This window comes from Bradyrhizobium sp. 2TAF24 (assembly GCF_052115025.1).
Lineage (GTDB): Bacteria > Pseudomonadota > Alphaproteobacteria > Rhizobiales > Xanthobacteraceae > Bradyrhizobium_A.
The window spans coordinates 288,983-314,038 of the sequence record NZ_JBFRFW010000004.1 but is presented as its reverse complement, the minus strand read 5'-3'; the positions used below and the strand labels follow the sequence as shown (position 1 = coordinate 314,038).

At 66.7% G+C, this 25,056-nt stretch carries 24 protein-coding genes; 16 read left to right on the top strand and 8 right to left on the bottom strand.

From position 1 onward, the window contains the following. Positions 1–69 precede the first annotated feature (69 nt). Entirely contained in the window at positions 70–882 is an 813-nt protein-coding gene (locus AB4Z37_RS09315; protein WP_441516427.1) for an amidohydrolase family protein, read from the bottom strand. Positions 883–955: 73 nt separating this feature from the next. Between AB4Z37_RS09315 and AB4Z37_RS09310 the strand changes: the two genes are divergently transcribed. The 3 genes from AB4Z37_RS09310 (at position 956) to AB4Z37_RS09300 (ending at position 5,693) form a co-directional block, all read left to right on the top strand. Next, entirely contained in the window at positions 956–1,387 is a 432-nt protein-coding gene (locus AB4Z37_RS09310) for a MarR family winged helix-turn-helix transcriptional regulator (RefSeq protein WP_441516426.1), read from the top strand. A gap of 316 nt (positions 1,388–1,703) precedes the next feature. Beyond that, positions 1,704–3,449 (top strand): oleate hydratase, encoded by a 1,746-nt coding sequence (locus AB4Z37_RS09305; RefSeq protein ID WP_441516425.1) that lies wholly within the window; start codon positions 1,704–1,706, stop codon positions 3,447–3,449. 387 nt (positions 3,450–3,836) lie between these two features. Further along, positions 3,837–5,693 carry a phospholipase D-like domain-containing protein gene (locus AB4Z37_RS09300; RefSeq protein ID WP_441516424.1) on the top strand — a complete coding sequence of 619 codons (1,857 nt, stop codon included), beginning with the start codon at positions 3,837–3,839 and terminating at the stop codon, positions 5,691–5,693. A 76-nt stretch (positions 5,694–5,769) separates the two neighbouring features. On the opposite strand, the gene AB4Z37_RS09295 is transcribed toward AB4Z37_RS09300, so the two are convergent. Continuing rightward, positions 5,770–6,858: a LacI family DNA-binding transcriptional regulator gene (locus AB4Z37_RS09295; RefSeq protein ID WP_441516423.1), complete on the bottom strand. Its 1,089-nt coding sequence runs from the start codon at positions 6,856–6,858 to the stop codon at positions 5,770–5,772. A 329-nt stretch (positions 6,859–7,187) separates the two neighbouring features. On the opposite strand from AB4Z37_RS09295, the gene AB4Z37_RS09290 reads away from it, so the two are divergent. The 10 genes from AB4Z37_RS09290 to AB4Z37_RS09245 all read left to right on the top strand — a co-directional run bounded on the left by AB4Z37_RS09290 (position 7,188) and on the right by AB4Z37_RS09245 (position 17,771). Continuing rightward, positions 7,188–8,261: a maleylacetate reductase gene (locus AB4Z37_RS09290; RefSeq protein WP_441516422.1), complete on the top strand. Its 1,074-nt coding sequence runs from the start codon at positions 7,188–7,190 to the stop codon at positions 8,259–8,261. A gap of 7 nt (positions 8,262–8,268) precedes the next feature. Then, positions 8,269–9,630: an amidohydrolase family protein gene (locus tag AB4Z37_RS09285; protein WP_441516421.1), complete on the top strand. Its 1,362-nt coding sequence runs from the start codon at positions 8,269–8,271 to the stop codon at positions 9,628–9,630. A gap of 3 nt (positions 9,631–9,633) precedes the next feature. Continuing rightward, positions 9,634–10,536 carry an NAD(P)-dependent oxidoreductase gene (locus AB4Z37_RS09280; protein WP_441516420.1) on the top strand — a complete coding sequence of 301 codons (903 nt, stop codon included), beginning with the start codon at positions 9,634–9,636 and terminating at the stop codon, positions 10,534–10,536. Between the two features lie 25 nt (positions 10,537–10,561). Next, entirely contained in the window at positions 10,562–11,434 is an 873-nt protein-coding gene (locus AB4Z37_RS09275; RefSeq protein ID WP_441516419.1) for an intradiol ring-cleavage dioxygenase, read from the top strand. A gap of 57 nt (positions 11,435–11,491) precedes the next feature. Next, positions 11,492–12,892: an FAD-linked oxidase C-terminal domain-containing protein gene (locus AB4Z37_RS09270; protein WP_441516418.1), complete on the top strand. Its 1,401-nt coding sequence runs from the start codon at positions 11,492–11,494 to the stop codon at positions 12,890–12,892. Then, positions 12,889–14,424: a sugar ABC transporter ATP-binding protein gene (locus tag AB4Z37_RS09265; protein WP_441516417.1), complete on the top strand. Its 1,536-nt coding sequence runs from the start codon at positions 12,889–12,891 to the stop codon at positions 14,422–14,424. Before AB4Z37_RS09270 ends, AB4Z37_RS09265 begins: the two co-directional genes overlap by 4 nt. Then, positions 14,417–15,367, top strand: coding sequence for an ABC transporter permease (locus AB4Z37_RS09260; RefSeq protein ID WP_441516416.1), 951 nt, complete (start codon positions 14,417–14,419; stop codon positions 15,365–15,367). Before AB4Z37_RS09265 ends, AB4Z37_RS09260 begins: the two co-directional genes overlap by 8 nt. Beyond that, entirely contained in the window at positions 15,364–16,341 is a 978-nt protein-coding gene (locus AB4Z37_RS09255; protein ID WP_441516415.1) for an ABC transporter permease, read from the top strand. The genes AB4Z37_RS09260 and AB4Z37_RS09255 overlap by 4 nt, the downstream gene beginning before the upstream one ends. A 40-nt stretch (positions 16,342–16,381) precedes the next feature. After that, entirely contained in the window at positions 16,382–17,353 is a 972-nt protein-coding gene (locus tag AB4Z37_RS09250) for a sugar ABC transporter substrate-binding protein (protein WP_441516414.1), read from the top strand. A 130-nt stretch (positions 17,354–17,483) separates the two neighbouring features. Further along, positions 17,484–17,771, top strand: coding sequence for a YciI family protein (locus AB4Z37_RS09245; protein ID WP_441516413.1), 288 nt, complete (start codon positions 17,484–17,486; stop codon positions 17,769–17,771). On the opposite strand, the gene AB4Z37_RS09240 is transcribed toward AB4Z37_RS09245, so the two are convergent. The 4 genes from AB4Z37_RS09240 to AB4Z37_RS09225 form a co-directional block, all read right to left on the bottom strand. Further along, on the bottom strand, positions 17,743–19,017 hold the full coding sequence (locus AB4Z37_RS09240; RefSeq protein WP_441516412.1) for an MFS transporter: 1,275 nt from the start codon (positions 19,015–19,017) through the stop codon (positions 17,743–17,745). The two genes, AB4Z37_RS09245 and AB4Z37_RS09240, sit on opposite strands and share 29 nt — an antisense overlap. 70 nt (positions 19,018–19,087) lie before the next feature. After that, a complete protein-coding gene (locus AB4Z37_RS09235; protein ID WP_441516411.1) occupies positions 19,088–19,936 on the bottom strand; it encodes an aspartate dehydrogenase in 849 nt (282 codons plus the stop codon). Next, the gene (locus AB4Z37_RS09230; RefSeq protein ID WP_441516410.1) at positions 19,933–20,793 is read right to left on the bottom strand and encodes an IclR family transcriptional regulator; all 861 of its coding nucleotides are present in this window, start codon (positions 20,791–20,793) and stop codon (positions 19,933–19,935) included. The genes AB4Z37_RS09235 and AB4Z37_RS09230 overlap by 4 nt, the downstream gene beginning before the upstream one ends. Positions 20,794–20,795: 2 nt before the next feature. Then, on the bottom strand, positions 20,796–21,674 hold the full coding sequence (locus AB4Z37_RS09225) for an alpha/beta fold hydrolase (RefSeq protein WP_441516409.1): 879 nt from the start codon (positions 21,672–21,674) through the stop codon (positions 20,796–20,798). A 183-nt stretch (positions 21,675–21,857) separates the two neighbouring features. Between AB4Z37_RS09225 and AB4Z37_RS09220 the strand changes: the two genes are divergently transcribed. Further along, positions 21,858–22,397, top strand: coding sequence for a cupin domain-containing protein (locus AB4Z37_RS09220; protein ID WP_441516408.1), 540 nt, complete (start codon positions 21,858–21,860; stop codon positions 22,395–22,397). 117 nt (positions 22,398–22,514) lie between these two features. Here AB4Z37_RS09220 and AB4Z37_RS09215 read toward each other — a convergent pair whose 3' ends face one another. Then, entirely contained in the window at positions 22,515–22,736 is a 222-nt protein-coding gene (locus AB4Z37_RS09215; protein ID WP_441516407.1) for a hypothetical protein, read from the bottom strand. Positions 22,737–22,921: 185 nt separating this feature from the next. Between AB4Z37_RS09215 and AB4Z37_RS09210 the strand changes: the two genes are divergently transcribed. Both AB4Z37_RS09210 and AB4Z37_RS09205 read left to right on the top strand, forming a co-directional pair. Then, on the top strand, positions 22,922–23,374 hold the full coding sequence (locus AB4Z37_RS09210; RefSeq protein WP_441516406.1) for a baeRF12 domain-containing protein: 453 nt from the start codon (positions 22,922–22,924) through the stop codon (positions 23,372–23,374). Between the two features lie 84 nt (positions 23,375–23,458). Next, positions 23,459–24,118 carry a phosphoribosyltransferase gene (locus tag AB4Z37_RS09205; protein ID WP_441516405.1) on the top strand — a complete coding sequence of 220 codons (660 nt, stop codon included), beginning with the start codon at positions 23,459–23,461 and terminating at the stop codon, positions 24,116–24,118. Between the two features lie 71 nt (positions 24,119–24,189). Here the strand turns inward: AB4Z37_RS09205 and AB4Z37_RS09200 are convergent, their stop codons facing one another. After that, positions 24,190–25,038: a fumarylacetoacetate hydrolase family protein gene (locus tag AB4Z37_RS09200; RefSeq protein ID WP_441516404.1), complete on the bottom strand. Its 849-nt coding sequence runs from the start codon at positions 25,036–25,038 to the stop codon at positions 24,190–24,192. Positions 25,039–25,056 lie beyond the last annotated feature (18 nt).

The window sequence follows — 25,056 nt, the reverse complement described above, 5'->3', positions numbered from 1 at the left end:
GGAGCGCCGGCGCGATGCGCTCAGGCTTTTCCGTCGTGTGCGCCTGTGCTCACTGGAGGCCGCGACGTGTCACAGCCCGAACACCCGCCGGGCATTGCCCGACAGAAACGCCTCCGACTGTTCCGGCGACAAGCCCAGGCTGTTCAATCCCTCGAGACAGGTCGCCGGTGACAGCATCGGCCAGTTGGTGCCGAACATCACGCGGCGCTTGCCGACGCCTTTCATCCAGTCGACGAACGCCGGCGGCAGGCGGTGGAGGGCATAAGCCGAGGTATCGACGTGGAAGTTGGGAAACTTGACGGTCATCGACACCAGTTCGTCGAGCCAGGGAAAGCCGACATGGCCGCCCACCACCACGAGTTCGGGAAAGTCGAGCAGCACATCTTCGAGGTAGGGGATGAGCCGTCCCGTCTCCGAGCGCTTGAGTGGGCCGGTGTGGCCGATCTGGGTGCAGAACGGCACGCCCGCATCCACGCATGCGGCATAGATCGGATAATAACGCCGGTCGTTCGGCGGCAGATCCCACAGCCAGGGCACCACCCGCACCCCGACGAAGGTCTTGCCGTCGACGACGCGGCGGATCTCGCGCACCGCCTCCATCGGACGGGTGATGTCGGCGCTGGCGAGGCCGCGGAAGCGCGACGGCGCGGCAGCGACCTGTTGCGCCACCTCCTCGTTGGTGACGAGGTCGCCCTCGGGGCCGTACCACGCCGACAGCAGCGCGATGTCGACGCCTGCGGCATCCATCGCCTGCAGGGTGGCTCCCACGCTGGAGCCGCCGAAATTCTCTGCGCGCCCCGTCCAGCGCATCAGCGTTTTCAGCCAGGGCCGGTTGCCCATGCGCTCGGTGGTGATCTGTGCCCAGACGTCGATCGCAGCCATGTCAGGCTCCATTACTTCACTAGTGAAGTTTAAGCGCATGGATGCGAATCCGCAAGCAGGATATTCAGGAGCCATGTCCGCTTCGAAGACCCGGCTTTATCATCGCCTCCAGCTGGCCGCGCACCGGCTGCAGAAGTCGGCCGATCGCGCGACCATGGCCGCCGCCGACATCACGACGGCGCAGGCCGCCGTGCTGCTGCTGATCGCGGCCGACAGCGCCGTTACCCAGCGCGATGTAGCGCGCCAGCTCGGCCTCAATGAATCGGCGATGACCGCCATGGTGCGCCGTCTCATCGACATGGGGCTGCTCGAGCGCACGCGGGACAAGGTCGATGCCCGCGCCTGGCGGCTGCGCCCCAGCGACGGCGGCCGCGCCGCCTTGAAGCGCATCCAGCCGCCGTTCGAGCGCATCAATCACACCATCGAAAGCGTGCTCAGCCCCGCCGAGATCACCCAGCTGGCCGACTGCCTGACGCGCCTCGCGGCGGCGTTCGACGTGTCATAGGTGCGTTTCGGCAGCATTCGCATCTGCGTCTTCCTCGCCCTTGTGCGACAGATTGTCCGGTCGTTTGGCCTGGCGGCCGGCCATGACCTGAATCAAGGCCGTTGCATCGCCGGCGCGCCACAGTGAAGGGGGGAACTGCAGTCGTCCATTGTCATTCAGTCGTGCCGCTTTCGACTTGCCCGCATTCCGCCGTGCCACCTATGGTCTTCAGATGCCAGGCTGCCGTGTGGAGCATGCAGCCGGGGAGAGCGTCGCCGTCGGAACTTAGCAGCGGAAGTTCCCCGGCAATTGACGTCGCGAAGTCCAGGAGGTGCGTGTGTATTACAGCAAGGGAAACTACGAGGCGTTCGCGCGTCCGCGCAAGCCGGCCGGCGTCGACCAGAAGTCGGCCTATCTCGTCGGCAGCGGGCTGGCGTCGCTGGCGGCGGCGGCGTTCCTGATCCGCGACGGCCAGATGAAGGGCGAGCGCATCACCATCCTGGAGGCGTCGGGAACCGATGGCGGCGCGCTCGACGGCGCCGGCGATGCGCAGACCGGCTGGCTGATCCGCGGCGGCCGGGAGATGGAAGATCATTTCGAGTGCCTGTGGGACCTCTACCGCTCGATTCCGTCGCTGGAGGTCGAGGGTGCCTCGGTGCTCGACGAGTTCTACTGGCTGAACAAGGACGATCCCAACGTCTCGCTGCAGCGCGCGACCATCGAACGGGGGCGCGACGCCGGCACCGGCATGGACTTCACCCTGACGCGCAGGGCGCGGAAGGAACTGGTGCAACTCGTGCTCGCCCTGCCGGAACAGCTTCATGACAAGCGCATCAACGAGGTGTTCGGCGAGGATTTCCTCGCCTCGAACTTCTGGCTCTACTGGCGCACCATGTTTGCGTTCGAGGAGTGGCACAGCGCGCTGGAGATGAAGCTCTATGTCCAGCGCTTCATCCACCACATCGACGGCTTGCCGGATTTCAGCGCACTGAAATTCACCAAGTACAACCAGTATGAGTCCCTGGTGCTGCCGCTGGTCACCTGGCTGCGCAAGCACGGTGTGAAAATCCAGTTCGACACGAAGGTCATGAACGTGCGGTTCGACCTTGAGCCTGAGCACAAGGTGGCGCGCCGGATCGACTGGGTTCACGCGGGGCGGACCGGAGGCGTCGACCTCGGCGACGACGATCTCGTCTTCATCACCAACGGCTCGCTGGTCGAGAATTCGGAGTGGGGCGACCATCGGACGCCGGCCAAGTTCGATCCCGTGGTGCGCGACGGCGGCAGCTGGCATCTGTGGCGCAACATCGCCGCGCAGGATGCTTCATTCGGCAATCCCGACAAGTTCTGCACCCATGTGGAGGAGTCGCAGTGGGCGTCGGCCTCGATCACCACACTTGATCCGCGCATTCCCGCCTATATCGAAAAGATCGCGAGGCGGCCGACACGCAGCGGCAAGGTCGTTACCGGCGGCATCGTCAGCGTGCGCGATTCGTCGTGGCTGCTGAGCTGGACCGTCAACCGCCAGCCGCATTTCAAGGCGCAGCCCGATCACCAGACGGTGGTGTGGTTCTATGGTCTGTTCACCGACTGCCCGGGCGACTATGTCAAGAAGCCGATGCGCGAGTGCACCGGCGAGGAGATCACGCAGGAGTGGCTCTATCATCTCGGCGTGCCGCCTGGCGAGATCGACGAGCTCGCCGCCACGGGCGCGATCACGCGGCCCTGCATGATGCCCTTCATCACTGCGTTCTTCCTGCCGCGCAACGGCACCGATCGTCCCAAGGTCGTGCCGGACCGCGCCAGGAATTTCGCCTTCATCGGCCAGTTCGCCGAATCCACCCGTGACTGCATCTTCACCACCGAGTATTCGGTGCGCACCGGCATGGAAGCGGTGTATCAGCTGCTCGACATCGAACGCGGCGTGCCGGAGGTGTTCGGCTCGGTCTATGACGTGCGCGAGCTGATCAAGTCCACCGTGTTCCTGCGCGACCGCAAGAAACTGCCCGTCCCGGCGTTCGCGAAGCGTTATGTCGAGAAGACGATCGTCGGGCGATTGCTCGAGGAGTACGGCCTGATCTGAAATCTTGCACCGACCCGACGTGCGGTGCAGCACGGCCGGGTCGGGCATTCGACGGGAGATCAATGCTTCTCAGAGACGGCGATTGCGTGTATCGTCGATAGACGTTCACTGAAGAGCTTTTTTCTGCAGGAGCGTTGGTTGATTTTGTGGTGACCGGATATGTGATCAGGGTCACACGTATCTGCATTTTGACGTTGTATTGTGTTCCCTTTCTATCGAGCGCTTGCCCTTCGGCAGTTCTTCGATCAACGCATATTCCTTTTCCTTTTCCTTCTTCTGATGCGTCACGCCGGAAACGGTCGCCCCATTCAATTCCGCACAGCCTGATGCCGGGGTGGCGATTGTTGCGTCCAGATTTCAAACCATTTGATTTGTCCGAGGTGGAGCATGATCAGCATCAAGGCCTACGCAAATTGCGATCATTCCTATGTGGTTTGGGTCGCCGACAAACCAATCGACAAATGCCTCGGATTCGCGCTGTACAGATTGCCGGCGGGTGAGAGCACGCCTCAGGTGGTTGAGACCTTCGTTGGCCCTGAGACGGACACCAAAGTACCTGCCGGTACGAGTCGGCCGAGCACGGTTTGGCCGATCCAGAAGTTCATGTGGTCGGACTACCTCGTCGACACTCACAGCGACGTCCGCTACCAGGTCGTGGCGATGTGTGGAGATGACTTCGACAGCATGAAGCCCGGCGTGAAGAGCCCGTGGAGCAATACCGTGTCGCTGGTCTCGCCGCCAGGAGCCGTCATCCAGGCCTATTTCAATCGCGGTGTGGTTTCGACCCAGTGGGTTGCACGGCAGCTCCAGTCGAACAAGAAATCGCTGAAGGATCTCGTTGATCCGCCAACGGGAAAGAGTAACAAGGTTCGCGATTTTCTCGGAGGCGAATTGAAGCGAGCCCTGCTTAACCTGCTGGATTCACAGTGCAGGGCCGGCGCACACATCTACGCATCGTTGTTCGAGCTGAGCGATCCGGAGGTGCTCCCGGCGATTGAAAAGTTCGGGCAGCGGGCGCATGTTATTCTGTCTGATGGGACCCACAAGGCGCCAGCCAAGAAGGCAGTGGGAAAGAAAAAGGCCAAGGCCAGGGCTGCTCCCAAGAAGAATGGCGGTCCCTTCGACGAGAACGCCGAGGCGCGCTCCGCGCTGCGTGCAGCCCATGTCGAGGTTCATGACCGCATGGTCGGTGGTAATCATTTCTCCCACCACAAGTTCATTGTTTTCACGAATCCGATGAGCACCACGGAGCCGGTCGCCGTCTGGACGGGCAGCACCAACCTGACCTATGGCGGCATCTGCACGCAGGCGAATAACGGTGTTTTCATCAGGGACGCCGCGATTGCGCAGCGTTTCCTGACGCAGTGGAAGGAACTGGTGAAGGTCGGAAACGGCTATCCGCCGGAATTGGCGAAGTTCGATGCGAGCGCCCAGAGTCAACCGGTGGGCGGAGGCAAGGTCACAGCCTGGTTCGCGCCCAATCCGATGATTGGGCCCAAGCCGAAGAAGGGGAACGGCAACAAGAATGGCGACTATGCCGATCTCAAATATGCGCGTAGCCTGATCCAGAATGCCCAGGAAGGCGTTCTGTTCCTGGTCTTCAATCCCGGTTTCCGGGGCACGCTCCTCAACGACATCCTGGATCTGCTGAACAATTCCTCCAAGAATAAGAAGCTCTACATTCATGGCGTTGCGAACCAGGATCCGACCGGTGGCCCCGACAAATCGCCGCTGATCTTCGTGCACCGGAACAAGCTCGAGCGCAGCGACGCGGCCGCGGAGGACAACATTGTTCTGCCGGCGGCGGTCAACGCCCCATCATCCGCGAAAGCCAAGGACAAGGCGGCCGCCATCGCTCTGCAGAAGTGGGTCAAGCAAGTGGATAATTATTGGCAGCAGGAGTCAGGGGGGCTCGGGATGGTGCGCGTGCACAGCAAGGTCATCGTGGTCGACCCGCTGGGTAAGCATCCGGTGATTATCACCGGCTCGCACAATCTCGGGCCGAAGGCGAGCTCACAGAACGATGACAACATGGTCATCATCGAGAACGATGGGGATGCGGCCGCGCAATATGCCGTCAATATCATCACGATCTACAATCAATACCGCTGGCGGTTTCAGCAGGTGCTGGCCGCGAAAAATCATGAGACGCTCAATCAGTGGAACGGCCTGCTCGCTCCCTGGAAAAGCCAGTCGTCCTACTTCAGCGGCGATAAGGCTAAGGAGCTGAAGTTCTGGACTTAAGGTCGCCGATAAGCACTGCTGCCGGCGACTGAGCGAGGAGTGCGACCTCACTCGCGTTGAGTTTGGGAATGCGACTCTAGGATGTCGCGAGATCCGCGTCGCGGCGAACGGCGCCGCGGATCTCGGCGACGGATTTGCGCACCACCAGCTCCGGCTGCAGCACCACGCGGGTGGTCTTGACCGGGGTGTCGTTGATCATGGCGATCAGCAGCGTCGCGGCCTGGGCGCCGAGCTCGGCGGTGGGCGTGTGGATGGTGGTCAGCGCCGGTGCGATGGCGTCCATGAACTGCATGTTGTTCATGCCGATGATCGAGATGTCCTCGGGGCAGCGGATGCCGCGCGCCTGCAGGTGGCGCAGCGCGCCGATGGCGAGCATGTCATTGGCGGCCGCGATCGCGGTGATGTCCGGATTGGCACGCAGCAGCTCCGCGCAGGCGATCTCGCCGTCCTCCACGGTGAATTCGGCACCGAACACGATCGCGGGCACCACGCCGTCGCGGGCGTGGGCGCGGCAGGCGCGGCGGAAACCGCGGTGGCGGTCATAGCCGGTGGAGACGTTCTGCGGGCCGGCGATATGGGCGATACGGCGGTGGCCGCACGCAACGAGATGCTGGACCGCGATCTCCATCGCCTTGGCATCGTCGACCCGCACGCTCGGGATCAGGTCGGACTCCGGATCGCGAAACACGGCGACGGTGGGCACGTTGGCCTCGATGCAGGCATCGACCGCCGGATCGCAGCGGGCAAAGGTGACGACCGCCAGCCCCTCGACGCCCTGCCGGATGAAGCGCTCGATCACCGCCGCCTGCCGTCCCGGCACGTTGTCGGTATTGCCGACCAGCGTGACATAGCCGATCTCGGCGAAGCGATCCTCGATGGCGCGCACGAGCGGGGGATGGACCGGATCGCCAAGGTTGGAGACGATCACGCCGATGGTGCGCGAGCGTTGCGTGCGCAGCCCCGACGCCAGCACGTTGGAGCGATAGCCGAGCTCCTTCACGCAGGCTTCGACACGCTCGACCATCTCCGGCGAGATCAGGTGGCGCTTCTCGGGATTGAGCGCGCGCGACACGGTGGACCAGTGCACGCCGGCGCGCTTGGCCACATCGATGATGGTGGCGCGTCCGGTGCGCTCGGGCGGCTTCGACGGTGGCTTGCGCGGCATTCAAGATCCCGTGAGTCTCTCGCTCTCTTTTAGCTCAAGTCACCGGTGATGGCACGCGCGGTTCGCCTGGTTGAACCAGGTCGGGCCCACAGCGCGCCGCGGCCCGCCGCAGGGCCGCGCAAGACGCCAGCAAAATCCGTGACTTGTGCAGGCGCGAACAGGCATTGGTGAAAATGCGGCGAAATCCCCGTTGACAAACGTGTGCATTAGACCTACCCGTAACCTCGGGAAACGTGTTCAGGCCGAGCGCGGCTGTGAACATGCGCAAGAAAAACCGCGCGCCGCCGTGTGGCCGCGCGCATAATGTGGCGCGTGCAAAGGATCGGGCGATGGATAGGTTCGTCTATCAATCAGCACCCATGCGTGTGCTGTTCGGCTCCGGGACGCTGGCGGAATTGCCGGCCGAGCTTGAGCGATTGTCGATTGCGCGGGCGCTGGTGCTGACCACGCCACCTCAGGAACAGCAGGGCCGGGAAATCGTCGCACGGCTCGGCGTGCGCGCCGCCGGCCTGTTCGCGGGCGCCACCATGCACACGCCGGTCGATGTCACCGAGCGGGCGATGGCCGTGGTGCGGGACTTGAATGCCGACGGCGTCGTCGCGGTCGGCGGCGGCTCGACCACGGGCCTCGGCAAGGCGATCGCGCTGCGCACCGACCTGCCGCAGGTCGTGGTGCCGACAAGCTATGCCGGCTCGGAGATGACGCCGATCCTCGGCGAGACCCGCGACGGCCTCAAGACCACGCAGTCCAGTCCGAAGATCCTGCCGGAGACAGTGGTCTACGACGTCGACCTGACGCTGTCGCTGCCGCCTGGCCTGACCGCGACCTCGGGCATGAACGCCATCGCGCATGCCGTCGAGGCGCTCTATGCGCGCGACCGCAACCCGATCATCTCGCTGATGGCGGAGGAGAGCATCCGCGTGCTCGCCCGCGGCTTGCCGGCGATTGTGGCCCGGCCCGACGATCGCGATGCGCGCTCGGATGCGCTCTATGGCGCCTGGCTCGCCGGCACGTGTCTCGGCGCGGTCGGCATGGCGCTGCATCACAAGCTCTGCCACACCCTCGGCGGCACCTTCGACCTGCCGCATGCCGAGACCCACACCATCGTGCTGCCGCATGCCATGGCCTACAACGCACCGGCAGTGCCGGATGTCGCAGCGCGCATTGCCCGGGCGCTCGGCGCGGCGGATGCGGCGCAGGGGCTCCATGATCTGGCGCGCCGCCTGCGTGCCAAGCTGGCGTTGCGCGACATCGGTATGCCGGAGGCGGGGATCGACAGGGCCGCGGACCTCGCGGTGACCAATGCCTACTGGAATCCACGCCCCCTCGAACGCGGTGCGATCCGCGACCTGATTGCGCGCGCCTGGGCGGGCGAGGCGCCGGTCACCGTCCCGCTGGTATGAGGCGGTCATGACGCGCACCCTGATCAAGGCCGCGACCGTCATCACCATGGATGATCGGCTCGGCGACCTTGCCGGCGCCGACATCCTGATCGATGGCGGCCGCATCGCCGATATCCGGCCGGGGATCACCGCCGCCGACGCGGAGGTGGTGGACGGCCGCGGCCGCATCGTCATCCCCGGGCTCATCAACGCCCACATGCACACCTGGCAGACGGCGCTGCGCGGCTACGCCGCCAACTGGACGCTGCTGGCCTATTTCCGCCGCATGCATGCGGGCCTCGCGACGCTGTTCACGCCGCAGGATATCCATATCGCGACGCTGGTCGGCGCGCTGAACCAGATCAACATGGGCACCACGACCCTGGTCGACTGGTGCCACAACAACCCGACGCCGGCGCACACCGATGCCGCCGTGCGCGCGCTGCTGGCAAGCGGCATCCGCGCCGCCTTCTTCCATGGCTCGCCCAAGCCCGAGCCGAAGCCGGGCGCGCCGCATTTCTCCGAAGTCCCGCATCCGCGCGCGGAGGTCGAGCGCCTGCTCGCCGGGCCGCTGTCAGCCCGCGACAGCCTCGTCAGCCTCGGTCTTGCGATCCTCGGCCCGCATTATTCGACCCTCGACGTCGCCCGGCACGACTTCCGCATGGCGCGCGAGCTTGGTCTCATCGCCTCCATGCATCAGGGCGGCGGCGCGGCGAAGACGCCGGGCGGCTGGGAGACGCTGATCGCCGAAGGGCTGGTGTGGGACGGCGTCAATGTCGTGCACGGCAACGACCTCTCGGATGACCTGCTGCGCCGCTTCGTCGATCTCGGCGTGTCGTTCTCGGTGACGCCGGAGAACGAGATGATCCAGGGCCATGGCTTTCCGATCACCGGCCGGCTGCTCAAGCTCGGCGCGCGGCCGTCGATCGGCGTCGACCTGGAATCGGTGCTGCCCGGCGATCTGCTCGGCGCCGCGCGGGTGGCGCTGTCGACCCAGCGGGCGCTCGACAATGCAGCGGCGCGGCAAGCCACCGGGACGATCCCAGACGAGACGACGATCCCCGCACGCGAGGCGCTGCGCTGGATCACGGTGGAAGGCGCCCGCATGCTCGGCCGCTCCGGCGAGATCGGTTCACTGACACCGGGCAAGCGCGCCGACCTCGTCATCATCGACGCCGATGCCCTCAACCTGTTTCCGGTGCACGACCCCGTCGCCACCGTGGTGATGCAGACGAGCCTCGCCAACATCGAGGCCGTGATGATCGACGGCGTCTGGAAAAAGCGCGAGGGCCGGCTGCTGATCGCCGGCCTCGATGGTCTCAAGCAGCAACTGGCGCAGTCGGGCGAACGCCTGGTGCGCGGAATCGAAACTCAACAGCGGGCGAACTGACCGATGACCACCACCACCACCTCCATCGCCTGGATCGGCGTCGGCAAGATGGGACTGCCGATGGCGGCGCGCCTTGTCGCGGCCGGCCACCCGGTCATCGGCTATGATCCCAGCCGCGAGCGGCTTGTCGCCGGACAGGCGCAGGGCATCCAGCCGGCCGCGTCCGCGGCCGAGGCAGTATCCGGCCGCAACGTCGTCTTCACCTCGCTGCCGGATGATGCGGCGCTGCGCGCCACCGTGCTTGCGGATGGCGGCCTGCTGCAGACAATGCCTTCAGGGGCGGTGCTGATCGAGACCAGCACGGTGAGCGCGGAGATTTCCGCGGAGGCCGCCGCCGCCGCGCAAGGGCGCGGCATCGTCTACCTGCGCGTGCCGGTGTCCGGCAACGCCAGCATCGCCCACACCGGCGCGCTGACCTGTTTCGTGTCCGGACCCAAGGCCGCGTTCGAGGCGGTTCGCCCGCTGCTTGCGGCCATCACCCGGGCGCAGACATATCTTGGCGAAGCCGAGGAAGCCCGCTTCGCCAAGCTCGCGGTCAACCTGATGATCGCGGTGTCCGCGGGCATGATGGCTGAAAGCCTCGCGCTGGCGCGCAAGGGCGGCATTGCCTGGCAGGACATCCTCCAGGTGCTCGACGACAGCGCGATCGCCTCGCCGATGGTCAAGTACAAGACCGCGCCGCTGCGCACGCGCGATTTCCTCTCGACCTTCTCCTGCCGGCAGATGGCCAAGGATCTCGACCTGATCCTGTCCGCCGGCCACAGCGTCGGCGTGCCGCTGCAGCTCGCCGCCCAGGTGCGCGAGACCTACGGCTCGCTGGTCGCCCAGGGCGACGGCGAGACCGACTTCATTGCCACCGTTCGTCATGTCGAGCGCCTGTCGGGGCTCGACGAGCCCAAAATCTGACAGCCAGCCCGACGCCGGAGGGGCCATGCGGAACTTTAACGAAAATACCATCACCGACGCCGTGCTCGCGCGGATCAGCGATGCCAGCAATCCCCGCATCAAGCAGATCAGCGAGGCGCTGGTGCGCCATCTCCATGCCTTCGTGCGCGAAGTTAGGCCAAGCCAGAAGGAGTGGGAGCAGGGCATCGATTTCCTGACCCGCACCGGCCACATGTGCGACGACAAGCGCCAGGAATTCATCCTGCTGTCGGACGCGCTGGGGGTGTCGATGCTGGTCGACGCCATCAACCATCCGCAGCCGGAGGGCGCGACCGAGACCACGGTGCTCGGCCCGTTCTACGTGCAGGCCGCGCCCGACAAGGCGCTGGGCGAGGATATCTCCGGTGGACTGGAAGGCGAGCCGCTGCTGGTCACCGGCTCGGTGTCGTCACCCGATGGCAAGCCGCTCGCCGGCGCGACCATCGACGTCTGGCACTCCGACGACGACGGCTACTACGACGTGCAGCAGCTTGAGAAGATCGGCGATCTCGCGATGCGCGCGCGCTTTCACGCCGACGACAACGGGCGTTTCCACTTCTGGTCGATCAAGCCGGCGGCCTATCCGATTCCGCATGACGGCCCGGTCGGGCAGATGCTGGAGGCGCAGGGCCGCCATCCCTGGCGGCCGGCGCATGTCCACTTCATGATCTCGGCGCCGGGCCATGAACAGCTGGTGACCCATGTGTTCGTGGCTGGCGACAAGTATCTCGACTCGGACGTGGTGTTCGGCGTCAAGGACAGCCTGATCCGCGAGTTCGTGCGCCGTGAGCGGGGGACCGCGCCCGATGGCCGGCACATGGACGCGCCGTTCTACCATCTCAACTACGATTTCGGACTGAAGCCGGGTGGCTCGCGCTGACGGCATCACCGGCCTACGGACCACGCAAGAGTCCGGCGCCGCACACGGGAGGGTGACATGGGATTGCCGCTCGATACTGCGAGCCTGCTCGACAGCCTGACGCGGATGGTCGGGCCGCGGGCGACCACCGCACGCGGCGTGCTGGAGCAGCACGGCCGCAGCGAGGCCTATCACGCCAGCCGGCCGCCGGACGTCGTGGTGTTTCCGGAGACCACGCAGGAGGTCGCGGAGATCGTGCGGCTGTGCGCGCGCGTCGGCATGCCCATCGTGCCGTTCGGCGCCGGCACGTCGCTGGAGGGTAACGCCGCCGCGTTGTCAGGCGGGCTGTGTTTCGACTTCGCGCGCATGAACCGCGTCCTCAAGGTTCATGACAAGGACATGGACGTGGTGGTGCAACCCGGCATCACCCGCAAGCAGCTCAATGCGCAACTGCGCGATACCGGCCTGTTCTTCCCGATCGACCCTGGCGCGGACGCTTCCATCGGCGGCATGTCCTCGACCCGCGCATCCGGCACGATGGCCGTGCGCTACGGCACCATGAAGGACAATGTCATGGCGCTGGAGGTCGTGCTCGCCGACGGGCGGATCATCCGCACCGGCGGCCGCGCCCGCAAGTCCTCCGCCGGCTATGACCTGACGCGGCTGTTCGTCGGCGCCGAGGGGACGCTCGGCGTCATCACCGAGATCACGCTCAAGCTGCATCCCTGGCCGCAGGCGATCTCCTCCGCGGTGTGCAGCTTTCCGACGCTGCATGATGCCGTCGAGACGGCCATCAGCATCATCCAGTCCGGCATTCCGGTGGCACGCGTCGAACTGCTCGACGACGTCATGATGCGCGGCATCAACGGCTACGCCAAACTCGGCTACCGCGAGGCGCCGACGCTGTTCTTCGAATTCCACGGCACTGACGCCGGTGTCGGCGAGCAGGCGGAGTTCGCCGAGGCGATTGCCGCCGACCATGGTGGCCAGGGCTTCCAGTGGGCGCGCGCCGCCGAGGACCGCACCCGCCTGTGGCATGCCCGCGACAACACGTTGTACGCCGGCATGAGCCTGAAGCCGGGTGCGCGGGCGATGATCACCGACGTCTGCGTGCCGATCTCGCAGCTGGCCGAGTGTCTGGTCGAAACCCGTGCGGATGTCGAGGCCAGCGGCCTCGTCGGGCCGATCGTCGGCCATGTCGGCGACGGCAACTTCCATATGCTGATCCTGATCGACCCGGACAACGCCGACGAGGTCGCCCGCGCCAAGGGTGTGCACAGCCGCATGGTGGCGCGCGCCATCGCCATGGAGGGCACCTGCACGGGCGAGCACGGCATCGGCGCCGGCAAGATCGCGTTCCTGCAGGACGAGCACGGCGACGCCGTCGATGTCATGCGCAGCCTCAAGGCGGCGCTCGATCCCGCGGGCCTGATGAATCCCGGCAAGATCTTCACACCGGCCAAGGAGATGCGGTCATGACCGAAGCCATTCCAGCGGCCGCGGCGCAGGCCGCCCGCCCGGCGGCGCCGCTGTTCGAGCTGCGCGGCATCAGCAAGGAGTTTCCCGGCGTCAAGGCGCTGGACGACGTGTCGTTTGCGGTGTGGCCGGGCGAGGTCCACATGCTGCTCGGCGAGAACGGCGCCGGCAAGTCCAGCTTGATGAAGGTGCTGTGCGGCGCCTACCGCGCTGACCGCGGCGAGTTCTACTCCAAGGGCGACAAGGTCGAGATCGTCTCGGCGGCGGATGCCCAGCGTCTCGGCATTGCAGTGATCTTCCAGGAGTTCTCGCTCGTTCCCTATCTCAGCATCGCCCAGAACATCTTTCTGGGTCGCGAGCCGGCCGGGCCGCTGCCGGGCACCATCGATCGCCGCCGCATTCTGTCCGATGCCAAGCGCATCCTCGACATGATCGGCTTCGACATCGATCCGTCGATCAAGGTCGAGAAGCTCGGCGTCGCACAGCAGCAGATGGTCGAGATCGCCAAGGCGATCAGCCAGAACGCCCGCATCCTGGTGATGGACGAGCCGACGGCGGCGCTGTCGGACCGCGAGTCGGAGCTGCTGTTCGCGCTGATCGCGCGGCTGAAGGCGGACGGCGTCGCCATCATCTATATCTCCCACCGCATGGCGGAAGTGTTCGCCATGGGCGACCGCATCACCGTGCTGCGCGACGGCCGCCGCATCGACGAGGTGCTGCCGGGCGAGGCTTCGCCGGACCAATTGGTGCGGATGATGGTCGGCCGCAATGTCGACATGAGCTACCCCCGCAATTTCGCGACCGAGCCCGGCCGCGTCGTGCTGGAGGTCAAGAACCTGTCGGCATCGACCGGCATCTCCGACATCAACCTGACCGTGCGGGCCGGCGAGATCGTCGGCCTGTGCGGCCTCGTCGGCGCGGGGCGTACCGAGGTGGTGCGGGCGATCTTCGGCGCGGACAAGGCCACAGCCGGCCAGATCATCTTCGAGGGGCGTGAGAAGACCGGCGGCCCCGACGAGGCGGCGCGGCTCGGTCTCGCGCTGATCCCGGAGAGCCGCAAGACCGAAGGTCTCGCGCTGCTGCGTTCGGTCGGCGACAACCTCGTGGTCGCGGCGATGCGCAAGCTGTTCCCGAGCGGACTGTTCGACCGCGGCGCGGCCAGCCGCACCGCGGATGGTCTGGTGCAGCAGTTGCGCATCGCGACGCCCAGCGCCAAGCAGGCGGTCGGGCTGTTGTCCGGTGGCAACCAGCAGAAGGTGGTGATCGGCAAGTGGCTCGCCGCTGATGCCAAGCTGTTCATGTTCGACGAGCCGACCCGCGGCATCGACGTCGGCGCCAAGTCCGAGATCTTCGCCCTGATCGACCGCCTGGTGGCGGAAGGGGCGGCGGCCCTGATGATCTCGTCGGAACAGGCCGAGATCTGCCACGTCTGCGACCGCGCCTATGTGATGCGCGACGGCCGCATCGCCGGCGAGCTGTCGCGCGCCGAACTGACCGAGGAAAATATCGTGAGGCTGGGGATGCACCATGCGTGAGACCGTGATCGCCCTGCCGGCCAATCCGCTGCAGCGGATTCCCGGCGTCGCCGTGATGCTCGTGCTGCTGGTCGTGCTGTTCGGCCTGATCGCACCGGGCTTCCTGTCCGTGCCCAACATCTCCAACGTGCTGGTGCAGTCCACCATCCTGATGATGCTGGCGCTGCCGATGACGCTGATCATCATGACCGAGGGCCTCGACCTGTCGATGGGCGCAGTGCTGACGCTCACCTCGCTGGTGGTCGCCATTGTCGCGGTCGCCACCAAGTCGATCGTGCTGGCGCTCGGTGCAGGGATTCTGGTCGGCCTCGCCTTCGGCATCGCCAATGGCTGGCTGGTGGCCTTTGTCGGCATCCCGCCGTTCGTCGCCACCCTCGGCACGCTCGGCATGGCGCAGGGGCTGTCGCTGATCGTCAGCGACGGCCAGAGCGTGGTCGGCATCCCGGCGGGCCTGCGCAGCGTCTATTCCGGTGAGATCGCCGGCATTCCCGCGCCGATCCTGCTGGCGCTCGGCACCTATTTCGCGTTCCACGGGCTGCTCTATCACACCCGTTTCGGCACCTACATCTTCGCGCTTGGCGGCAATCGCGAGGCGCTGCGCTATGCGGGCCGCTCGCCCGGCCTGCTGCTGGTCGGCGTCTACGCCATCGGCGGCGCCATGGCTGGCCTTGCCGGCCTGTTGATGACCGCGCGGATGAACTCCGGCCATCCGACCGCCGGCCTTGGCCTCGAGTTCGACGCCATCGCCGCCGTCGCCGTGGGCGGCACCTCGTTCGAGCGCGGCAACGGCTGGCTGCTCGGCACCGTGCTCGGCGTCATCGCCGTGGGCGTGCTGCGCAACGGCCTCAACCTGCTGGCGCTGCCATCCTCGGTGCAGGTGGCGAGTGTCGGCATCCTGGTGATCGTGGCGCTGTTTGTCGACGGATTGCGGAGCCAGTCATGACCGATGTGAGCAAGCCGATGACCGCGCCGCCGCGCGCGTTCGTGTCCGACGACGTCATCCAGGTGTTCTACCGCCTGCTGGCGGCGCTCCTGATCTGCGTCGCGCTGAGCCTGCTCAGCGACTCCTTTCTCAACCTCAACAACATCCTCAATGTGCTGCGGCAGGCCAGCCTGATGTTCTTCATCGCCGCCGGCCTGACGCTGGTGGTGCTGACCGCCGGCCTCGACCTGTCGGTCGGCGCTAATGTGGCGCTGTCGGCATGTCTCGCGGGCACGGTGATCAAGCTGACGGGCTCGCCGGTGCTCGGCGTGCTGGCGGGCCTTGCCGTTGGCGGGGTGATCGGGCTGCTCAACGGCCTGATGGTGACGGCTCTGCGCATCCCGTCGTTCATCGCTACCTATGGCATGCTGTGGGTGCTGCACGGCCTGACCTACTGGTACATGGCCGGCGATACCATCCACGGCTTTCCGCCGGGCTTCCGCCAGATCGGCAGCGGCTACCTGCTCGGCCTGCCGATCCCGGTCTACCTGCTGCTGATCTTTCTCGCCATCGGCACCATCTTCGCCCAGCGCACCACCTGGGGGCAGGAGATCTACGCCATCGGCGCCAACCCGGTCGCGGCGCGGCTGTCGGGCATCCCGGTGTCGCGGCGCCTCGTGCTGGTCTACGTCATGTCCGGCCTGATGGCGGGGCTGGCATCGATCATCTTCCTGGCGCGGCTGAACTCCGCCGAGGCGGATATCGGCGAGAGCCTGACGCTGCCGGCGATCGCAGCCGTGCTGATCGGCGGCACGTCGCTGTTCGGCGGCATCGGCACCGTGTTCGGCACGTTTGTCGGCGCGTTGATCCTGACGCTGGTGCTCAACGGCATGAACCTGCTGCAGGTCAGCGCCAGCTGGCAGCCGCTGGTCACCGGCGTGATCGTCATCCTCGCGGTCTGGCTCGACATGAAGACGCGCCGCCGCGGGCAATAACCACAATCGGTCTCAACAAAGCCTGGAGAGGGAATACGACATGAAGACAACGACCTGTGCCATTCTGGCTGTGCTGGCGTCGGCCGCCGCCGCAGGCAGCGCATTCGCCGACAACGAGACCATCGCGGTCTTCACCAAGAACCAGACCAATCCGTATTTCCAGACGGTCCGTGTCGGTGCGGACGCCGCCGCCAAGGCGCTCGGCGCCAAGACGCTGCATTACATTCCGACCAAGCCGGACAGCATTCCCGAGCAGCTCAGCCAGATCGAGGACGTGATCGTCAAGAAGCCGAGTGCGATCGTGTTCATCCCGGTCGACTACAAGGCGATGGTGCCGGGCGTCGAGGAGATCAACAAGGCCAAGATCCCGGTGGTGAACGTCACCGACCGGTCGGAGGGCGGCCGCTTCGTGTCCTTCGTCGGCGCCGACGACTACAGCCTCGGCCTCGAGACCGCGCGCCACCTGCTCAAGGCGCTCGGCGGCAAGGGCAACGTCGTGATCCTCGAAGGCGTCAAGGGCTCGCTGACCAACATCGACCGGGTTCGCGGCTTCTATGACGCGCTCAAGGAAAATCCCAGCGCCAAGGTGGTCGCCGCCCAGCCGGCCAACTACCAGCGCCTGCAGGCGCTGCAGGTGATGGAAAACCTGATGCAGTCCAACTCGCAGATCGACGGCGTGCTCGCGGCCAACGACGCCATGGCGATCGGCGCCATCGAGGCGCTCGACGGCGCCAACCGCAAGGCTGAGGTGATCGGCGTCAACGGCACCAAGGAGGCGGTCGACGCCATCAAGGCCGGCAAGCTGCTCGCCAGCGGCGACTACAACGGCTTCGTGCAGGGCTGCGTCGGCACCATGATCGCGATCCGCGCGCTGCGCGGCGAGCCGGTGATCACCGAGATCGTGCTCAAGCCGACCGTGATCTCGAAGGAGAACTACCAGCCCTACGACGTGCCGCTGGAGACCCGCAAGTGCCCGACCTGGGACGAAGCCGTCAAGCTCGGCGGCAAGTGATCCGCGCCGCAGGCGTGGCCACCAGCGGTTCGGCCATGCCATCAGCCGTCCGGCTGCAAAGACAAGGACTCCCGCGCGGTCATTGCCGCGCGGGCTTCACATCTGCAACACGATCTTCCGGAGAGTCCCGATGCTGTTCATCATCCATGCCCTCGATCGCCCCGGCGCGCTGCCGGTCCGGCAGGCCAATTACGACGCCCACAAGGCGTTCCTGTCCGACACCTCGGCGTTCGGCATTCGCATCGTGATGTCGGGGCCGCTGGTTGCCGACGACGGCCAGACCATGATCGGCAGCCTGTTCCTGATCGAGGCGCCGAACCGTGCGGCGGTGGAAACGTTCCACCACGCCGATCCGTTCTTTGCGGCGGGCATCTGGGAGACGGTGTCGATCACCGCGTTCCTCCGCCGCCAGGGTTGACGACCGAGACCGGCTGAACGGTCGAGGGGGCGGTTGCCTCGTGCCTGCCGAGCCGCCACAGCAGCGCGGCGCCGGACACGACGGTGACCAGCTGCGTGCCGGCAAGCAGCCAGAAGCCCTGGCCGAGATTCTCGCTCTTGCCGGCCATCATCGCCGCGCCCATGACCATCGGCATCAGCGCCGAGACGAGGTTGCCGACGCCGTTGACGATGCCATAGGTGCTGCCGACGGTGCCGTCCTGAGCCACGTGCTGCACCAGTGTCGGAATCGCCGGCGCCTGGAAGCCCCAGCCGGCGCCGGCAAGGATCAGCGCGGTGGCGGCGACATACGGGTTCGCGGCGATGATCGCCATGGTGACGCAGGCCGCGGTGATGAGGCCGCCGATGACGAAGGCGAGCGGCGCGCGATGGCGCGGCAGCAGATCGACAAAGGAGCCGCCGATAACACCGGCGACGATGCCGACGATGAAGGGCAGGCCCGCGAACACGCTCATCTCGTTCAGCGAGAAGTGGCGGGCTTCCTTGAGATAGGACGGCAGCCAGGTGCTGGCGCCCCACAGGTAGCTCAGTGTGCACACCTCGATAACCAGGATCCAGAACAGGTGCGGGGTGCGCAGCGCTGCCAGCATCAGCGACAGCGCCGCCGGCTTTGGCCTGGCCGGACGCGTCGCGGCAGCCTCCGGCGCCCGAATGAACAACATCACCAGCGGCATGCCGATCACGACATTGAGCGCGGCCAGCGCCCAGAACGAATCCCGCCAGCCGAAGTGCTGGATCAGGAAATTCAGGATCGAATAGCCGGCGCCGAGGCCGATGCTGACGCCGAGCGAGCTTACCGCGTTGGGCTTGCCGACCTCATGGGCGGCGAAGTGCTCCTTGACGTACATGGTCTTGAGGGAGAACAGCGGGCCCTCGGCGCCGCCGAGCAGGAAGCGCCAGGACAGAAACAGCACCACGCTGGTGGTGAGCGCCGAGGCGCCGGTGAACACCGTCCACAGCACGAGGCTGATCAGAAGGCTGGCGCGCACGCTCCAGCGCGCCTCGAACAGCGGGGTCAGGAACCAGGCCGACAGGCCGTAGCCGAACAGGAACAGCGACATCAGCCGGCCCTGCGCGATGCGGTCGCCTTCCAGCCCCAGCGTGTGCAGAAAATCCGTGTTGGTGATCATCAGGGACACGTTGATGCGGTCCATGTAGGCGATGCTCACCACCAGCATCAGCACGATCACGCCAAGCCATCGTTTCATCTGCACAGTCTCCACTCCTACGCGTTGTTGTCGTGTGGCGCGGGGCGCCATCCTCACCTGTCGTTGTTGTTCAGATCACCAGCGGCGCTGTCGCGTTCAGAACCGCGCGGGCGAGGCTGTGGGCGGTGCCGAGCGATGTCCGGGGATTGTCCGGCGCCGGTGCATTCTCGATCCGGATCGCCACCGTGCCGGCGCGCGAGCGGAATTCGATCTCATGGACGTTGCGCGCGATCGCCGGGTCGGCGGCGAGTTCGACGCGGGTCGCGTCGAAGCCGAGACCGGCGAGCGCGACGATCGCGGCGACATTGGCGTTCTTCGGGTAGCTGCGGGCCGCCTCGCCCGCACTGCCGGTGAAGAACACGCGCGGGCCGTCCAGATCATCGAGGTCGAGCAGGTTTTCCGCGGGTGTGCCCTTCCAGGCCGCGGGCGGCTTGCGGCCGCGATAGAGCACGTCGTCGAGGCCGGCGAGCTGCGCCGCCTTCAGCGCATCGATGCCGCCGACCGCGCCGGCGGGCAGATGGATGCGGGCGTGGCCGTGCACGGCGGCGTCGCGCAATGCCGTGTGGAAGGCATCGTCGGCGAGTGCGCCGACCGAGGCGACGATGAGATCGATGCCGGCGGTGAGCACGGCGGGGCCGTGGGCTCTCAGCGCATCCTGTCCGGCACATTCGACGACGAGGTCGAGGCCGGCGAGATCGGTCGTCCTGTGGACGACGCGGCGGTCCGTGGCGAGGGCGGCGTGGCGGTCCAGCAGGGCCGTGGCCCGGGCCGCGCCTTCGGGGCGTGCCAGGCAGACGAGCCGCGCGAGCGGCGCCTGCACCTCGCGCTGCAGCGTTGCCAGCAACTCGGTGGCGATGGTGCCGTAGCCGATCAGGCCGAGCGTCATGTCGCGCCCGCCGCGGTGCCGGAGACTGGTCATGCGGTCGAACCTCGCTGTGTGGCGCGCGGTTCGGCCGGCGGCACGTAGCCGAGCCGTTCGGAGATGTTCAGCGCGGCGCGACGCAGCGCCTCGCTGATCCGCGCGCGCTTGCCGCCCTGGATGCTGAACGCGCTCTCGGGGCCAGTGATGTTGATGGCGGCGACGACGAGGCCGCTGTGGTCGAAGATCGGCGCAGCGCAGGAATCGACGCCGGCCTCATAGGACGAATGGCTCCAGGCGAGCCCGGCCTGGCGGGCGGCGCGGGTCTCGGCAACGAGATCGTCGATGGTGGTGACGGTCTGCTCGGTCGCGGCTTCGAGGGCGGCGCCGTCGAACAGCGCCCGCAGCTGCGCCTCCGGCAGGTAGGCCAGCATGATGCGGCCCATGCTGGTGGCGTGCGCCGGCAGGCGCGAGCCGACGCGCACGGCGCTGGCGCGGAACACATGCGGCACCTGCCGCAGCAGGTAGAGCACGTCGCGGCCTTCGAGGATGCCGAGATGGGTGGAAAGGCCGAACTCCTCGGACAGGGTGATGAGATAGGGCAGCGCGGTCTGGTTGAGGTCGCGCGACAGGAAGGTCTGGGCCGCGACGCCGATCAGCCCGGGGCCGATCTGGTAGCCGAGGCCATAGGGCTTCTTCTCGATGAAGCGCCCGGCCTCCAGCGAGGCGATGAGCCGCATCAAGGTGGTGCGGTTGATGCGCAGCGCGCTTGCGGTGTGGCTGAGATTGGCGACCGACTCGCCCTCCGAGATGTGCCGCAGCAGCTTGATCGCCTTCTCGACGGCCGGGATGCCGTAAGCCGGCGCCTCGCTGCGCCTCGCCGTTCCATTGGACGTTGCTTTGGGTTTCCGTGCCATGATCAGGTCCGCTCCCCGGTGAAATGACGCTCGATCAGCGCGGCGACCGTCGCCGGCTCCTCGAGATAGACGGCATGGCCGCAGCCTTCGATCAGGACGGCCCCAGCGGACGTGACGGCCTGCGGCGGCAGCGCTTGCGCCACGCGGCGGGCGATGTCGGGCGGCGTCACCACATCCTCGGCGCCGACCGCGACGAGGGTGGGGCAACGCAGCTTCGCCACATCGTCGAGCAGCCGTCCGGTGCCGAGCAGGTGGGCGGCCTGGGCGTAGCCGGGCAGCGTCATGGTCGCCATCGCCGCGATCACCGCCTGCGTTGCGTTCGGCTTGCGTTCGGAGGCGTGCACCAGCCGCGGGCCGCGCTTGCCGGCGAAGGCATCGCCGCCGAGTTCCGCAAGTTCCACCGGGCGCGCCGCGACCGCGGGTGGCAGCGGCGCACCGGGCGCGACGCCGTAGCCGAGCGTCGGCGACAGCAGCGCCAGCCGCCGCACGCGCTGCGGCGTGGTCTCAGCGACATGAGCAGCGACATGAGCCGCGATGAGGGTGCCGAGGGAGTGGCCGAGCAGATCCACTTGGGGCAGCGCGAGTGCATCGAGCAGCGCCAGCGCGGATACCGCGTAGTCGGCGACGACTGGCGATGGGGAGGCGAGCGGCCGGCTGGCGCCATAGCCCGGCGCATCCCAGGCGATCACGGTGCGCGCGGTGCCGAGCGCCTGCATCAGCGGCTGAAACGAAAAGCTGCGGCTGCCGATGCCGTGCAACAGCAGCAGCGGGCAGGCATCGCTCGTGCCCGGGCGGATGAGCACGTCGATGTCGCCGACGCGGCGTCGTTCGACACCGTCGGGTTCGCGGGACGTGACGTGGGCTTCCGGGGGCGCGATCATTCGGAACTCACTGTTCATATATGAACGTACCGTTCTGACTGAAACACTAACGATGCATCATGCTGCCGTCAATAAACTGACATGCGTTTTGAACATTGACATGACGCTGCCTATTGCTCAGCATTGCGATTAGAACAGAATGTTCAAATATGAACATACTGAAGGCCAACACAGGAGATCGACATGGCCCAGGCAGAGACGGCGCCGACGCAGCGGCGGTCGTGGGATCGTCCCGAGGGGGCGAGCTTCGAGGAGTGGATGAAGGGCCGCGTCGCGCGCGTCGCCGACCGGCCCTATGACTGGAACGCGCTCAAGTTCCAGGCCGACTTCGATCCGAAGTATCGCCGCGCCCAGAAGCGCTTCATCGGTACCGGCGGCACCGGCGTCGCCAAGGACAGCAACACCATTCCGGCCGAGCACTTCACGCTGTCGAACATGATCATCCCCGCCGGCGGCGAGGGGCCGATGCACCTGCACACCGACGCCGAGGAAGTGTTCTTCGTGCTGCGCGGCAAGATCAAGGTGATGGTCGAGAAGGACGGCGAGTATTACGAGACCATCCTCGGCGAGCGCGACTGCATCTCGGTGCCGCCCGGTGTCTATCGCGGCGAGATCAATGTCGGCGAGGAGGACGCCATCATGATCGTCATGATCGGCTCACCCAAGCCGATCACGCCGACCTATCCGCCGGATCATCCGCTGACCAAGGTCAAGCGCGGCTGAGGTCGCGACGGATCGCACGTCTGCCATGACGGACGTGAGACGACAGCCCCGGCCCGTCAGGTGCCGGGGCTTTTTCTTGGGGAGGCGACGGGCTGGCGCCGGAACCGCGGGCGCGGGCTATGACAGGCGCGCCTTGAGATCGGTGATCGATTGCGCGATGCCGTCGGCGTAGTGCGCGAGGCGCTCATAGGCGTCGGCGGCCCTCAGCAGCCCGAGACGCTCCGCCGGTCCGGCTGGAGCCGTCGCCATGTCGCGGGCGAGGCGGGCGCGCTCGCGCCAATAGCCGGCATCATAGACTTCATCGGGCGTGAGCGGACATGCGGGGCTGTCGAGCACCATGATCATCCTCCACCGCGTCGTCTGCGTCCTTGTCGTCACTTGCGTGCCGCGGGTCATTGATCGGGATCAATCGCCGGCCGGCGGCGTTGACGTCGGTCAAATGCAAGGCTGGGCGGGCGCGCTAGACTGATAGGACAGAACGTCTGCCACGTCAGACCGCGCGCGATTGTCAGACCGGAGGCTCCATGACCAGGCTCAGGATTCCCCATGACGCTTTCGTCTTCGTCGGCGATGGCCACAAGGCGCTGTTTCTTCGCAATGACGGCGACGGACTCTATCTCAACCTCAAGGTCGAGCAGGTGTTCACCGACGACAACCCGCCGACCCACGAGCAGGGCACCGACCGGCCGGGGCGGGCGTTCAAGAGCGCGGCGACCAACCGGCGCAGCGCGCTGGAGGCGACCGACTGGCACGCGCTCGAGCAGCACCTGTTCGTGCGCAGGGTCAGCGAGGCGATGGAGCGGCTGGTGCGCGAACGCCATGTCAAGGCGCTGGTCATCGTGGCCCCGCCGCGCACGCTTGCCGAGCTGCGTCAGGAACTGGCTGCGGACATCAGGGACCGTGTGGTGGCCGAGATCAACAAGGATCTGACGCGGCATCCGATGGACGATATCGAGGCGCATCTCGCCGCGGCGTGAGCGTGCATGCGCATCGGTGGCAGCGGCTGCGGCGGTGGTCGGAAGCCGGGCGGTCTTCAGGCTGGGCGTGCAAGGGAGCAAGACATGTCGTTCCAGGATCGGTCGGATGCCGGGCGAAAGCTGGCGCGGGCGCTGATGGCCTTCAAGCGGGCCAATCCTGTGGTGCTGGCCCTGCCGCGCGGCGGCCTGCCGGTGGCGGCGGAGGTTGCGGCGGCTCTCGCCGCGCCGCTCGACATCATCCTGGTTCGCAAGATCGGCCTGCCGGGCCAGCCCGAGCTTGCCATGGGCGCGGTGGCCGATGGCGCGGCGCCGGTGATCGTCCACAACGAGGCCGTCATCGCCTCGGCCGGCATTTCGCCGGAGACGTTCGAGCAGGCGACCGCGCGCGAGCTCGCCGAGATCCAGCGGCGGCGGCAGCGCTTCCTCGGCGATCGGCCCGCGCTCGACCTGCGAGGCAAGACCGTGATCCTCGTCGACGATGGCGTCGCCACCGGTGCGACCATGATGGTCGCGGTCGAAGCGGTACGCCGCCAGCGCCCGCGGCAGGTCGTCGTGGCGGCACCGGTGATGTCTCCGGAGGCGGCGGGAAGCCTGCGGCAGATGGCCGACGCGCTGGTCAGCCTGACGACGCCGGGCGATTTCGGCGCGGTGGGGTCGTTCTACCGCGACTTTCGCCAGCTCGACGATGCCGACGCCATCGCCATCCTGCATCGCTTCCGGCCTGTGCCGTCGACAGCCGCCTGATGCGGCTGTCTTGAAGATCGGCCGTCACCCTGCCCAGTGCACCACGTGGCGGCCTCGAGGGCAGGTGCGGCTTACCCGGCTTCCGCGATCACCGGATTGCGCAGCAGGCCGACGCCCGAAATCTCGACCTCGACGGTGTCGCCGGGCTTCATGAACAGCGGCGGATTGCGCTTCATGCCGACGCCACCGGGCGTGCCGGTGACGATGACGTCGCCGGGCAGCAGCGTCATCACCGTCGAGCAGTAGACGATCAGGTCCGGCACGTCGGTGATCATCATGTCGGTGGTGGTGCTCTGCACGGTCTGGCCGTTGAGGCGGGTTTCCAGCTTGAGCTTCGACGGGTCGGGGATTTCGTCGGCAGTGACCAGCCACGGGCCGAACGCGCCGGACTTGTCGAACGTCTTGCCGGCGAGGAACTGAGTTGTGTGGCGCTGCCAGTCGCGCACGCTGCCCTCGTTGTAGCAGGCATAACCGGCGACATGGGCGAGGGCGTCCTCGCGGCGGATGTGGCGGCCGGCGCGGCCGATGACGAGCGCAAGCTCGCCCTCGTAGTCGAAATGCTCGGAGACACGCGGACGAATCACCGGCTGCAGGTGACCGACCTGGCTGGTGGCGAAGCGCGCGAACAGCGCGGGCTTCTCGGTGACGGTGCGGCCGACCTCGGCGACATGGTCGCGGTAGTTGAGGCCGACGCAGATGATCTTGGCGGGATCGGGGATGACCGGCGCATAGGTGATGGCGTTGAGGGCGAAGTCCGCGGCCGCGCCCTGCAGCGCGGCGGCGGCCTCGGCGAGGCCGCCGCTCTCCAGCAGTTCGCGCAGGGTGCGCGGCTTGAGCCGGCGGCCGAGATCGACGACGCCGCCGTCCTTGATGGCGCCATAGCTCGTGCGGCCTTCCGCGGTAAATGACAGCAGCTTCATGATCAGTCCTCGTGTTGG